General features: G+C 51.0%; 9 protein-coding genes and 1 pseudogene. 6 read left to right on the top strand and 4 right to left on the bottom strand.

Translation table 11 applies throughout. From position 1 onward, the window contains the following. Nucleotides 1–304: 304 nt before the first annotated feature. Nucleotides 305–1,047 (top strand): annotated as a pseudogene (locus N24_RS16010) (slipin family protein). 817 nt (nt 1,048–1,864) lie between these two features. Further along, a complete protein-coding gene (locus N24_RS16005) occupies nt 1,865–3,358 on the top strand; it encodes an MFS transporter (RefSeq protein WP_096459403.1) in 1,494 nt (497 codons plus the stop codon). Between the two features lie 56 nt (nt 3,359–3,414). On the opposite strand, the gene N24_RS16000 is transcribed toward N24_RS16005, so the two are convergent. The 4 genes from N24_RS16000 to N24_RS15985 all read right to left on the bottom strand — a co-directional run bounded on the left by N24_RS16000 (nt 3,415) and on the right by N24_RS15985 (nt 7,510). Continuing rightward, the gene (locus N24_RS16000; protein ID WP_096459400.1) at nt 3,415–4,920 is read right to left on the bottom strand and encodes a tripartite tricarboxylate transporter permease; all 1,506 of its coding nucleotides are present in this window, start codon (nt 4,918–4,920) and stop codon (nt 3,415–3,417) included. Beyond that, on the bottom strand, nt 4,920–5,459 hold the full coding sequence (locus N24_RS15995) for a tripartite tricarboxylate transporter TctB family protein (RefSeq protein WP_096459397.1): 540 nt from the start codon (nt 5,457–5,459) through the stop codon (nt 4,920–4,922). The genes N24_RS16000 and N24_RS15995 overlap by 1 nt, the downstream gene beginning before the upstream one ends. Before the next feature lie 48 nt (nt 5,460–5,507). Then, the gene (locus N24_RS15990) at nt 5,508–6,545 is read right to left on the bottom strand and encodes a tripartite tricarboxylate transporter substrate binding protein (RefSeq protein WP_096459394.1); all 1,038 of its coding nucleotides are present in this window, start codon (nt 6,543–6,545) and stop codon (nt 5,508–5,510) included. Between the two features lie 278 nt (nt 6,546–6,823). Further along, nucleotides 6,824–7,510 carry a GntR family transcriptional regulator gene (locus N24_RS15985; protein ID WP_096459391.1) on the bottom strand — a complete coding sequence of 229 codons (687 nt, stop codon included), beginning with the start codon at nt 7,508–7,510 and terminating at the stop codon, nt 6,824–6,826. A 242-nt stretch (nt 7,511–7,752) separates the two neighbouring features. Here N24_RS15985 and acnA point away from each other — a divergent pair, with 242 nt between their 5' ends. The 4 genes from acnA (at nt 7,753) to N24_RS15965 (ending at nt 12,932) form a co-directional block, all read left to right on the top strand. Further along, a complete protein-coding gene (gene acnA, locus N24_RS15980) occupies nt 7,753–10,482 on the top strand; it encodes an aconitate hydratase AcnA (protein ID WP_231911053.1) in 2,730 nt (909 codons plus the stop codon). A 13-nt stretch (nt 10,483–10,495) separates the two neighbouring features. Then, nucleotides 10,496–10,984, top strand: a complete 489-nt coding sequence (gene rraA, locus N24_RS15975) for a ribonuclease E activity regulator RraA (RefSeq protein ID WP_096459388.1) — start codon at nt 10,496–10,498, stop codon at nt 10,982–10,984. A gap of 296 nt (nt 10,985–11,280) precedes the next feature. After that, the gene (locus tag N24_RS15970; protein ID WP_096459385.1) at nt 11,281–12,165 is read left to right on the top strand and encodes an amidohydrolase family protein; all 885 of its coding nucleotides are present in this window, start codon (nt 11,281–11,283) and stop codon (nt 12,163–12,165) included. Nucleotides 12,166–12,167: 2 nt separating this feature from the next. After that, nucleotides 12,168–12,932 (top strand): IclR family transcriptional regulator, encoded by a 765-nt coding sequence (locus N24_RS15965; RefSeq protein ID WP_096459382.1) that lies wholly within the window; start codon nt 12,168–12,170, stop codon nt 12,930–12,932. Nucleotides 12,933–13,144 lie beyond the last annotated feature (212 nt).

Raw genomic sequence — 13,144 nt, 5'->3', positions numbered from 1 at the left:
TACGTAATTTCATTATCCTGGCGAACGCACCACATTTATTGGTTGCTGGGCGCTTCCGGATTTCCGAGGTGTTCCCGATTGAACTGATGTGGACCGCATTGTGGCACAGCCAAACGGGCTAAGTGGGTTCGAGTCCCATACTCCTTTCTGACATAGAGTCGCCGTCTACTGGATTCTTCTGGTAGAAGCCTGCGGTTCGGCCCGATCCTGATTCGGGTTTTTAGATTCAGGGGACGCACCGAAACCCCGCTGCTACTAGACCCAGTGGCGGCGATTCGCTAGAGACGTTTTCGTAGGTGATGGCATGGGCATTTTTCGTTCACGTTCGACAGGTCCGGGTATGGGTTGGTCGATGTATGCGCCTGGGCAGGAAGCATTTGCACCGGAATGGCAAAGCTCGGTGCTGCGCTCCCTTGCTCCCCGGGTGGGTTTTGCTGTGCTTCGGCAACGTGATGGTGAAATCTCAAGGTTGAAAAATCGGGAGTTTTCTCGTCCTGGGGATTCGTTCCGTCAGGTGGATTTGCGTAGGCGACTTATTCAGATTCATCCGCAATCCATTCCTACAGCTGATGCCATGCAGGTAACCATCACAATGGCGCTGACCGCCAGCACGATTGATCCGGTGAAGTTTGTTTCGGATTCGCAGAACCCTGATGAAGAGATCTATTTGGCAGCCCAGATTGCGTTGCGGGAAATGGTTGTCGCGATGCCATTGGAGGATTTCATCGGTGTGCGCATTGATGTAGAATCTGTGTTGGCAGCTGCCCAGGCGGCTGCAAAGAATGTAGGCGTAGAGGTTTCGTCAATTTTGCTTAAGGATTTGAATCTGCCCGTGAGTACTCAGGCGCACTGCAGGAATCGCTCGTGGCGAAGATCCAAGCTGAAACTGATTTGGAACGTGCACGAAATGAAGTGAAAACTACTCGTGCTCGTCTTGCAAGCGCGAAAGTATTGGAGCAGAATCCGATTCTTGCCAAAATTCGGATGCTTGAAGCACTCCCACCGGGTTCCACAATTGAGGTTCGTGAGGGAGATCCCAAGGAATAAAGTTACTCATTTTGGTGCCCTCCATGGCACCGAAATGGATAAAATTTCCTACGTTAATCAGGAATCTATACCTAAGATAAATACAGTGGCGGGTAGCACTGTTCTGCGGATTGTGTACTTCAGAAGCTTTGTTGATGAAACCTGCCTGCCATTGAGGAATATGAGATTAGAGCGCGATTAAGGTGCTGGTAGGGGTTAAAAATGATTATTTAAATGTTGGATTACCTTGCAAGGTAGTCGCAGTTTCACTACTCTTGAGCTTTGAACAACGGCAGACAAGAACTGTTCGTTAATAGCGCGAAGGCCCTGCAGAAATGCGGGGCTTCCGCATTTCAAAGTAGCATTATTGACATGCCGCAATTTGTAGCGGGTTTTGTCCCGCATAAGTAATCCTTACTGCTATTAAACGTTGTCGTTTTCGAAGATTTACGCTTTATTTCGGCTTCGATAGCACTCTTTCGGCGATTGAAAACTCTCCCCTACACAGGCCGTGAAGAGGCTGAATTTATTGATTTTTCAGACAGATTCAGAAATGTAACCAATTTGTAACCCACCCCCGCTCACCTGCGTGAGTGTGGGGTGTTTTTGCATTTGTGCAGCTCTGAGACTCGAAAACGATCTGACATTTCACCCCGAACCTTACTAAGGTCGTTTGATGTTGAAAAGAGAGGTGGTGTTTTCACTTCCCTTTTATAGGCAAAGCTTTAAGGAGTCGTACAGGAAGAAGGAAACACCGCCCAAGGGTGCGTTGGATGAAGATCATCTACAAACGAACATTTCGTTATGCACTCATAAGAGAAGACGAGAGGTTTTACTCGTGAGCCCGATTCGCTCAAAAAAGAAAATCAAAGACGAACCACGATTAACAGTTGATGATGTAAACGTAGTCCCCCCAAAGAAGATCCGTCCGGCGATTAAAGGCACGGTCGTGGGTAACTTCATGGAGTGGTATGACTTCGGAATTTATGGTTACTTAACGGTCACGATGACCGCGGTCTTCACCCAAGGTTTGCCCCAAGAGTGGCAGCTTTTGGCCGTGATGTTTGGTTTCGCGGTGTCTTATTTAGTACGCCCACTTGGTGGTTTAGTGCTTGGACCGTTGGGTGACAAGGTTGGCCGCCAGAAGGTTTTGTACGTGACCATGGCTATGATGGCTGTGTCCACTGCGCTGATTGGTTTGTTGCCAACGGCGGCGTCGATAGGCGCGTGGGCTTTGGTTCTGTTGTATGTGCTGAAGATGGTCCAAGGCTTTTCCACTGGTGGTGAATATGCAGGTGCAACTACGTATGTGGCTGAGTTTGCGCCGGATCGTCGACGTGGCTTCTTTGGTTCCTTCCTTGATATGGGTTCCTACCTGGGCTTTGCTGCGGGTGCGTCCGTCGTGGCGATTACTACCTGGATCACCACTTACTTCTACGGTGATAGTGCCATGCAGGACTTCGGTTGGCGTATTCCGTTCCTGACTGCGATCCCATTGGGCATTATTGCGGTGTACTTGCGTACTCGTATTCCTGAGACCCCTGCGTTTGAAAACAACCAGGATGAGGAAGAGGCAGTGATTGAAAAGGATACTGATGATCCTTATGCACGCCTTGGCCTGTTGGGTGTTATTCGCCACCACTGGCGTCCACTTCTAATTGGTATTGCGATTGTTGCAGCGACCAATACTGCAGGTTACGCGCTGACAAGCTACATGCCTGTATACCTTGAGGAGCAGATTGGTCTGCATTCTGCATCTGCTGCTGCGGTAACTGTGCCAATTCTGGTTGTTATGTCATTGATGTTGCCGTTTGTTGGTAAGTGGAGTGACCGCGTTGGCCGTAAGCCTGTGTATGCCACTGCTGTTGCTGCAACGTTGATCTTGATGGTTCCTGCTTTCTTGATCATGAACACCGGAACCATTGGTGCTGTGTTGATTGCGCTGGCTATGGTTGCTATTCCAACTGGTTTGTATGTTGCACTGTCTGCTTCTGCATTGCCAGCATTGTTCCCAACTGCATCCCGTTTTTCTGGAATGGGTATTTCTTACAATATTTCAGTGTCCCTGTTTGGTGGCACGACTCCGTTGATTACTCAGTTCCTGTTGCAGAAGACTGGCCTGGATATCGTTCCAGCGCTCTACATCATGTTCTTCTCCGCGATCGCTGGTGTGGCTCTGCTGTTTATGACTGAGTCTTCACAAAAGCCATTGCTTGGTTCATTCCCAACCGTGGAAACCAAGTCTGAGGCAGTGGAGATCGTGCAGAACCAGGACGAGGATCCAAACATCGACCTCTCCCACATGCCGTTTCCTGAAAAACAAAACGCATAACCGTAAAGCCCGCTGCAAGGCGGGCTTTTTTGGTGGCTGGGGGCGTCGAAAAGCGCTTATCGACGAGCGCTGCGCAGGTTGCTGTAATGCTTATAACCTGCGGCGATCAGCACGATAAACATCATTCCGTATAGCACCCACGTGATTGAAGAACCCCACAAAATGGAGTACTCGCCGCCTGAGGACAGCAGTGCGTTGCGGAAGCTGGTTTCTGCCAAAGGACCGAGGATGACGCCGATCATGACTGGTGCAAGGGGGAAATCGTAGCGACGGAAGAGGAATCCGACGAAACCAATTCCCAGCACCAACAGCAGATCAGTCACCGATGGTGATGTGGCATAGACACCTAAAACACAAAATACCGCGATGCCGGCGTAGAGGTAATGACGTGGGATCAGCAGCAGTTTTGCCCACATCGGTGCCAGCGGCAAGTTGAGAATCAGCAGCACAAACAAGCCGATAAACAGTGATGCGAGCAACGGCCAGACGAGGTCAGCGTTGCGTTCAAAAAGCAAAGGACCTGGCTGAATACCGTATTGCTGGAATGCTGCGAGCATGATCGCTGCGGTTGCTGAGGTAGGCAGACCCATGGCCAACAGTGCACCCATGGCAGTACCAGCAGTGGCATTGCCGGCCGCTTCTGGTGCTGCAACACCACGAATAGCACCATGGCCAAACTGTGGCTTTTTCCGACGGGCATCCAGGCTGCGCTCGGTGGTATACGGCATAAACGTAGGAACCTCAGCGCCACCAACTGGAATAACTCCGAACGGAACACCAAAACTAGTGCCACGAAGCCACGCAGGGAGTGCCTCTTTAAAATCAGAGAAACTCAAGCGGGCAGTGCCAGTGATTTTTCGGTGTTGGGTGGGGATGGGGCGTTTGCGTTCATAAATTTTGTAAAACACTTCGCCGAGCGCCAGGATGCCGACGGTGATGGTGATGATGCTGATGCCGTCGAAAAGCTCCGGAATGCTTGAGGTGAAACGCTGCGTACCCGAAATGCCATCGATGCCCACAGTGGCAACAAGCAATCCGAAAATTAGGGAAACAAGCCCCTTGATCAAAGAATCCGATACGACGGCAGAACAAGCCAAGAAAGCGAAAACGGCAAGCGCAAAGTACTCCGCTGGGCCAAACAGGATGGCAAACTCTGCAAGTTTCGGCGCGAAAAACACAACCAAAACTGTGGCAACCAAACCACCAATAAAGGCACCAATTGCAGAAGTAGCAAGCGCTTGAGGAGCCCGCCCACTCAACGCCATTTTGTGTCCCTCAAATGAAGTTGCGATAGCCGTCGAACCTCCTGGTGTATTAACCAAAATGGCCATCGTGGAGTCACCGAACAAACCACCAAAATAAACACCGGCAAACATGATGAACGCCGCAGTGGGATCAAGACTAAACGTGATCGGCAGCAACAAAGCCACCGCCATGGATGATCCCATACCGGGTAAAACACCCACGGCTGTGCCCAACAGTGCACCTAGAAAAACCCACAACAAATTCATTGGGGAAAACGCTTCAGAAAAGCCTCCCATGAGCAGTGAAACGGTATCCATTAGAAGAGTCCTCCCAGAATTCCTGCAGGTAGAGATAGGCCTAAGCCCATTGAGAAGGCAACCTGGATGGCAGAGGAAACCACCAAACCAACAGCCATGTTAAATATTGGGCGACCTGAACCCATGCATAATGCAATGGCCCAGAATAAAAGTGCTGCTGAAATGATCCAGCCGAGGGGTTCTAAAAGAAACGCAAAAACCAGCACGGCAATGAGCGCGAGTATGAGGTTTTTTCTGTCGGTTTCTTTCACCGGAATCAAGGCTTCACCAACTGTTTCACCAACAGGGGCGGTATAGCGATGCGGTGGTTCATTATCCGGATGGCGAAAAGTATCAATAACCAATGCGATGGTGAGTACACCAGAAGCGATGGCCAACAACGTGGGATATAGCTTTGGTCCAGGTGCCTGAGCACTGTCCGGAACATCCATGGTGAAAATGCCATAGACAATATAGAGAGTGAAAATACCGAGAGCAGCCGCGACAAAAAGTGAGCCACGGCCATTAAGAATGTGACGTGATTGTGTGTTTGTAGTCATGGTGTTTCTTTTTCAGTTAATGGGGTGATCTGAAGGGTGATCTGGAGGTTAATAGCCAAGGTTGGACCAAATGTTGTCTACAGTTTCGGTTTCCTGCTGGAGGTTTTGGGCAAAGTCATCACCAATGAGTGAGGTATCTGTCCACTGATTGCGTTCTAGAGTGGAACGCCACGTATCTGTTGCAATCATCTCGCGGAAAATCTCTTCCAACTCCATACGTTCCTCATCGGTGATGCCAGGAGGTGCGACAATGCCACGCCAGTTTGTCAGCGATACGTCATAACCCTGCTCGATGAGGGTGGGAGCATTGATATCTGCAATGGGTTGTTCGGCTGAAACACCAATTATCTTCAATCGACCCGCTTCAATTTGATCTTTAAAATCAGCGAACCCACTCACGGATGCTTTGATCGTGCCGGACAGCAACGCAGTAGCAAGTTCTGCACCACCTGAATGCGCCATGTAATTCGTGCTGCTTGGTTCAATCCCTGCTTCTTGCGCCAACTGAGCAATGATCATCTGATCAAGACTGCCCAAGGAACCACCGCCGAAAGGGAAATGGCTTGGATCTTTTTTCCATTCCGCAACCAGATCATCAACAGAATTGATCGGTGAATCCGCAGCAACCACCACGACGTCATAATCGTCAGTTAAACGTGCAATCGGAGTGACATCATCAATGCTGACGCCTGAACCGTTAATGTTGATTGCACCCAACATCGTGATACCCATGACCATGACGGTTGTAGATTCACCTGACATAGAGGACAACTGGCTTAGCCCAATGGTGCCGCCCGCGCCGGGGATATTGACAACCTGAGGGTTGTTGACGATGCCCTCGGAGCGAAGTGTTTGTTGCGATTCACGTGCAGCGCCATCCCAGCCGCCACCTGCTCCTGCGGGCGCAATCAGTGTGAGGCTTGAACGAGCATTGGCACCAGATGTGGATTGTGAAGCGTCTGCAACACCGGCAATGACTAAACCAATGCCAACTAGTGCAGCTATTGCGGAAATTGCTGTTTTAAGGGGAGTGCGCGGAGGTTTTTCTGGGTTTCTGGGATTTCCAGGGCTAGGGCTATCGGGCATGTTGGTAGTCCTGTCTTGATTTCAGTGGTGCTGTTTATGAGGGAAGGTGTCGGGGGGTTTGCTTGTTCTGCAACCCCATACTGTGACAACTTGTATCTTATAATCTGTATTTTGTGTTTGTCATCACATTTTGAATATTCTTGCCACGTGGTTCACATGGCTAAGGTTGCTGAAGAGCGTTAAATGGCAGGCAGGGGCCAGTTTTCCTCTGCCTGAATCCAGGCAGAAGAAAACCCTGCAACCTCAAACGGGGGTGCAGGGTGTGGGGTTTAAGGAACCTATGTGGTGGATGTATTGGCTTTTTCAAAAACCTCAATTGCGCGCCGGCCCAAGCTGGAGTTGATGTGATCCTCCATGGCCTTGCGGGCGCGAGCGGGATCCTGGGCGGAAATCGCTTCAACTAATTCGTGGTGTTCCGCGGCGACGCGTTCGGTTTCTTCGGGGGAATCTCCACGCAAACGCAAACCGATCACGCGGTAGCGATCCGCTTTGTCCCAGAGGCGTTCGAGCATGTCGATAAGAATGTCATTGTGGGAGGCCAGGTAAATGCGGCGGTGAAACTCCCGGTGAGCCAGCAATGCTTCAACATTTCCATCATTTGTTAATGGTCGAAGGTCTTGTTCGGCTTCTTGAATTGCTGAGAGTTCCTTTTCGGTGCGCTCTTTGGCCGCGAGCTCTGAAGCTAGTGGATCAAGTTGCTTACGCACAGTAAAGAGATCCTCGGCCTCTCGCTGAGTCACATTGGTGACGCGGGCGTCGCGGTGAGCGGCCAAAGTGATGAGACCTTCGGAGGAAAGGCGTCGAATAGCTTCTCTTAAGGGGGTGGTGCTTACCCCCATTTCTTCGGCTAAACGGCCTTGCTGGAGTTGGGATCCGGGCTCAAGGGCGCCCGTGAGAATTAATTCCCGCAACTGCACATAAGCAAAGTCATTCTTTGTCAGGGATTGAGGAAAAGATCTGGTCACGGGTTTCTTCTTCTGCTAGTGCGGGTAGTTCGAGCTCTTAAAAAATCTGCCACGTGAATTTTTGGCTAGTGGCTAGATGTTCAAGCAGTTGTTGGGATCCCCAACGTTCTTATTGCACTTTATCACTGTTAAAGACTGTGTACTGTAAGTCACTTTGTGTACGCTATAGATTATAAGATATGAAATTGGGGTTGGCTTGAGCGTAAAACGACTCCGACAATCACTTTGGAAATCTCGCAGAAATGGCACCCACGATGACACCTCAGTTAAGGCCTAAACAACACGGCATCCCACACTTGATCTCTAACTCAGATCAGCGCACAACCTTAAAAGCATCCGCCAAGGACAAAACAGTCATGGACAAAACACCGATAACCCCAACGCGCACCTTAAACTTCCGCGGAACTGAATATTCTTATGTTCACGCTGCAGACACACTTGGTCCAGATTTTGAACGTTGGCCGGTAGTGCTGCGTCTGTTGGCAGAAAACGTTGCACGATGCGCTGCGGAAGAAGACCGCGTGCAGATGCTACACGGATTACGCTCTTGGATTGATACTCAAACTAGTGAGCGTGAAATCCATTACCTGCCAGGTCGGCTACTCATGCATGACACCACCTCGACTCCTGCGTTGGTGGATATGGCTGCCATGCGTGATGTTGTTGCTGCAGAAGGAAAAGACCCAGAGCTGCTTAATCCTTTGCTGCCTGTAGAGGTATCAGTCGATCACTCTTTAGCAGTGGAATCCTATGCCACCCCGAATGCTGCGAGGGAAAACATTCAGCATGAGATTCGCCGCAACCGTGAGCGTTATCGTTTTCTTAAATGGGCGGCTGCGTCCATGGACAATATTCATATCAACCCGCCGGGCACCGGCATTATGCACACCATTAACTTGGAGCAATTAGCCACGGTGGTTACTACTGAACAGCGTGACGGCAAGAACCTTATTGCACCTGACATGATGCTGGGTACTGATAGCCACACTCCGATGATCAATGGTCTGGGTGTTTTAGGTTGGGGTGTTGGTGGACTTGAGGCGGAGACCGTGATGTTTGGTATGCCCACCACCTTGAAGATCCCTGATGTGGTCGGAGTGTATTTACATGGCACTCTCCCACCTGCCGTGTTGGCAACTGACCTTGCTTTAGTGATTACCCAAGAGTTGCGCAAAATTGGTGTAACGGGAGAGTTCGTAGAGTTCTATGGGCCTGGTGTTAGCTCTTTAAGTGTTGGTGATCGTGCTGTCATTGCCAATATGGCTCCAGAATATGGTGCAACGACAGGCTACTTCCCCATTGATAGCGCTGTTCTTACCTATTTGAAATCCACTGGGCGTAGCGGGGAGCAGCAAGAGTTAGTAGAAACCTACGCTCAAGCTTCTGGCTTGTGGTTTAACCCTGAAGCTAATCCCCTGTTTAGCCGCACGATCAGCATTGATCTTTCATCACTAACCCCCAGTGTGGCAGGTCCACGTCGCCCACAGGACCGTATTGATTTGGGCTCGATCCCAAGTGCTCTTAACAACGAAGGCCCTGCTCCCCATCGTGATGCGGACACCGAATGGGCACTGCCTGAGTATCCAGTTGCATTGGCTTCTATTACAAGTTGCACCAACACCACCGATCCAAGGTTGTTGATCACCGCCGGCCTGCTTGCTCGTAAAGCTCGCCTTCGCGGATTAACACCGGCACCGTGGGTGAAAACCTCCCTGGCGCCTGGATCCCCTGCTGCGCAGTCTTATCTCAAGCGGTCTCACCTGGATGAAGATCTTTCTGCGGTGGGTTTCGATATCGTCGGATTTGGTTGTGCCACGTGCATTGGTAACTCCGGTGCGTTGCCAGAGGTGATTGAACAGGTGCGACGTGAAGGTTCCTCTCGCCCTGTTGCCATGCTGTCTGGAAACCGAAACTTCCCAGGACGCGTGCACCCCGATTTAGAGTTTGGGTTTTTAATGAGCCCTCCCCTTGTGGTGGCATACGCGTTGGCAGGAGATGCCAACAAAGATATCTCCACGGAGCCGATTGCCATTGATGCTACAGGTCAAGAGGTATTTTTAGCTGATCTGTGGCCTACTCCTGAAGAGGTGGATCACGTCCTTGAGCAGGCGATTGATCCAGAAGACTTCCACCGCGATTTCCAGCACGCTTCAAATAGCCGGTTGTGGCAAAGCATTGATGCCCCAACCAGCCCGCTATTTCCGTGGGATGAAGGTTCCACTATTTTGCGTCCCCCACCGTTTGCTTCCCGGTTAAACGCCGCGCCGGAAAAATTGCTGGAAGCCTATCCGCTTGCGGTGCTGGGCGATGATGTCACCACCGACCACATCTCCCCTGCCAGCGCGATCCCGCAAGACAGCTTTATTGCTGACTTCCTCGTCGAGCGTGGCGAGAAGCGCGATGACCTCAACGTTTTTGCTTCTCGACGCGGCAACTGGGAAGTCATGGTCCGTGGCGCCTACTACGCCAAGTCATTAGTCAACAATTTGGCTGTCGATGCCGGAACAGCCATGACAACACATGGCCCAACGGGTCAGCTGATGCCCATCTGCGATGCAGCGCAACAGTACAAGAAAGACAACCAGGCTGTTGTCATCATCGCTGGTGATCGCTATGGCATGGGATCATCCAGGGACTGGGCTGCCAAAGTGCAACAACTTTTGGGAGTTCGTGCAGTCTTAGCCTCTAGCTTTGAACGCATTCACCGCTCCAACCTCATTGGCATGGGTATTTTGCCGTTGGTGGTTCCTGCAGAAATCCAACAAAAGCTGCGCACCATCGAAGCCTCCACCCGGATCCTCATTGACAACGATCTAGATGTTCTGGTTCCCCGGGGTGGTGTGACCGTAACGGTGGAACAACCAGATACAACCTGGAGTTTCGTTGCCACAGCAGGTGTAGAAACCGGCATGGACGTCGATCTGCTTCGCTCCGGCGGCGTAATTCCAAAAATTCTCGATTCAATCCTTTAGAAAGGCATATGCAATGACCACTACCGAAAACCTCCAACGCACCTCTGACCTCTACGATGTTCACGGAGATGCCTTCAATTCCTTGGCCATCGACTTCCACAATTTCGGTGGCATCGAATTCTTCTCAGGACCCGCCTACACCGTTGATCTATTTGAAGACAATGGGCTGCTCAAAACCATCATGCAGCAAAAAGGCGAAGGCCGCGTCCTGGTTGTCAACGGCCACGGATCTCTCGCCTGCACCTTGCTCGGCGGAAACATGGCCAAGATTCTGCTGGATAATGGCTGGTCAGGAACGATAATCAATGGCACAATCCGCGACCGCGATGAACTAGCCGCCCTCCCCTTTGGCTGCCTAGCCTTAGGAAGCAACCCGAAGCGAAGCCTGAAAGATGGCGCTGGGCGCGAGGACATCACCATCAACTTCGGCGGCGTGGACATCCATCCCGGCGCGATGATTTACGCCGATTCCGATGGTGTGTTGGTTGAGGTGCAAAAGTAACCGCACCGGGGCTGAGCTTTAAAGATCTGGGTGGGGGCAGTTTCTAAAACCGGCGTGGACGACCAAAACCTGGATGCAGATAAGCGTTTTTGGTCGCCAGGCAAAGTGCGTGCAAACCTTAATAAAAAGGCTTGTAAAAGGCCCGCTGCAGGCTGGGCCTAGTAGGTGGCTGGGGGCGTCGAAAAGCGCTTATCGACGATTCCTCCTACCGGAATCTCTCCCAATTTCCTTTGTGATCCACGACATTGATTTACGCTAACAGTGACCTTTTGATTCCTCCAGAAAGAATTCACACCATGCGTTATGAATCAGCTGTAGATTTCGACGCCATCAAGGCGATCGACGTTCACGTTCACTACGAAACCGATACCTGCGGGCATCATTCCATGCCACAAGAATTCATGGATGCGTCCGCAGCGTACTTTAAAGGTGGTGAAAGAGTTCCGTCGATTGACACAATCGCGGATTTATACCGCTCGCTCAACATGGCTGCCGTGGTGTTTACCGTGGATGCGCGCACCCAGCTGGGCCATCTTCCCAACTCTATTGATGATCTAGTTGCCGGCACGCAAAAGCACAATGACGTGCTGATTCCGTTTGGAAGCGTTGATCCCCGCACCGGTGACGATGCGATTAAAGAGGCAATCCGGCAGGTGGAAGATCTAGGCGTGTGGGGCATGAAGTTCCACCCATCGCTGCAAGGTTTTGATCCTTCCGACCCGCAGTACCGACCACTGTGGAAAACACTGTCCGATCTGGGTGTCACGGCACTTTTCCACACCGGCCAAAATGGCATCGGCGCAGGTATGGCCGGAGGTGGTGGCATTAAACTGCGTTACTCCAACCCGCTGCTGCTAGACGATATCGCAGCCGAATTTCCCAACCTGCGCATCATCATGGCACACCCTTCAGTCCCGTGGCAGGATGAAGCCAATTCCATTGCCATCCACAAATCCAATGTATTCATTGATCTCTCTGGCTGGCGTCCAAAGTATTTCCCCAAGTCGCTCGTTGGCTACATGTCCAACATGCTTTCTGACAAAGTCCTTTTCGCAACCGACTACCCACTGCTTGCGCCTGAAAAGTGGCTTGCAGATTTTGAAGAGCTGCCCATTAAAGATGAGGTGCGTCCGAAAATTTTCAAAGACAACGCTTTGCGTGCACTAGGCGTTAAGAAGTAGCAATGACTTCCCCCAACCCGGATGCTGCGCCTGTCGAGTCAGTTGATCGCGCGCTTCGCCTGCTGCTCTATTTGCGTGACCATGACTCCATTTCAGTAAAAGAAGCAGCAGAGTATCTAGATATTGCGGCATCAACAGCTCATCGATTGCTTTCTACCTTGGCCAGGCGAGGTTTTGCCATCCAGGACTTCTCACGCCGCTACCGCTTGGGTGGCATCATCATGGGATCACAGCAACCCAAGATAAGCCACGACGTGTTAAGGGCTGCAGCAATGGATCCCATGACACAGCTCAATGCTTCAGTTCGAGAAACCGTGCAAGTCATGGTCTTGAGTGGTGGAAATATTCGATTTCTCGATGGAGTGGAATCAGACGCCATCTTGAGGGTGTCGCGCCGGGTTGGTGATGAAATGCCCGCTTTCGTTTCCTCCGGTGGCAAGGTGATTCTTGGCAGGTTATCCAACCAGGAAGTAGAAGAGATCTACAGGCGAGGTCTTATTGAATGGCCGACCCGCAAAGTGACTTCGTTGAAAATGTTAAAACGCATGCTGACGCAAGTTCGCCGTGATGGCTACGCGGTGAGCATGGAGGAAACTGAGCAGGGCGTGGTCGGCGTTGGTGTGGTGATTCTAGGCAGTGATGCGCGGCCAGTGGGGGCGATGACTCTTGCGATCCCGGTTTCACGCTATGACAAGAATCGGTTACCGGAGTATGTCGATGGTTTGAGAAAAGCAACAGCACAAGTTGAAGAAATTCTTTTCTCTTAAGCTCTAATGGGGGCAGATTCCTAATTAAGGAATCTGCCCCCAAATTATTTTGTTTACGCAGGTGATAGGCCTGGGTATTGGGGCGGGAACGGGGAAATGGGCGGATTTTGCTGTTTAAAGGTTGCGTCGTGAATTCCTTCATACGGAACCTCTTCTTGAGTCAATGCAATCCGGATCACAGTCTGTTTATGATGCTCCTCACATTGTTTAGT

Source organism: Corynebacterium suranareeae, from assembly GCF_002355155.1.
Classification (GTDB): domain Bacteria; phylum Actinomycetota; class Actinomycetes; order Mycobacteriales; family Mycobacteriaceae; genus Corynebacterium; species Corynebacterium suranareeae.
Note: the sequence above shows the minus strand (reverse complement) of the source record. Positions and strands in the feature narration are given on the sequence as shown.

What these genes read in the sequence shown, in the direction of transcription:
- N24_RS16000 (WP_096459400.1), bottom strand. Translation starts at nt 4,920, where the DNA reads ATGGATACCGTTTCACTGCTCATGGGAGGCTTTTCTGAAGCGTTTTCC.
- N24_RS15995 (WP_096459397.1), bottom strand. Translation starts at nt 5,459, where the DNA reads ATGACTACAAACACACAATCACGTCACATTCTTAATGGCCGTGGCTCA.
- N24_RS15990 (WP_096459394.1), bottom strand. Translation starts at nt 6,545, where the DNA reads ATGCCCGATAGCCCTAGCCCTGGAAATCCCAGAAACCCAGAAAAACCT.
- acnA (WP_231911053.1), top strand. Translation starts at nt 7,753, where the DNA reads ATGGCACCCACGATGACACCTCAGTTAAGGCCTAAACAACACGGCATC.
- rraA (WP_096459388.1), top strand. Translation starts at nt 10,496, where the DNA reads ATGACCACTACCGAAAACCTCCAACGCACCTCTGACCTCTACGATGTT.
- N24_RS15970 (WP_096459385.1), top strand. Translation starts at nt 11,281, where the DNA reads ATGCGTTATGAATCAGCTGTAGATTTCGACGCCATCAAGGCGATCGAC.
- N24_RS15965 (WP_096459382.1), top strand. Translation starts at nt 12,168, where the DNA reads ATGACTTCCCCCAACCCGGATGCTGCGCCTGTCGAGTCAGTTGATCGC.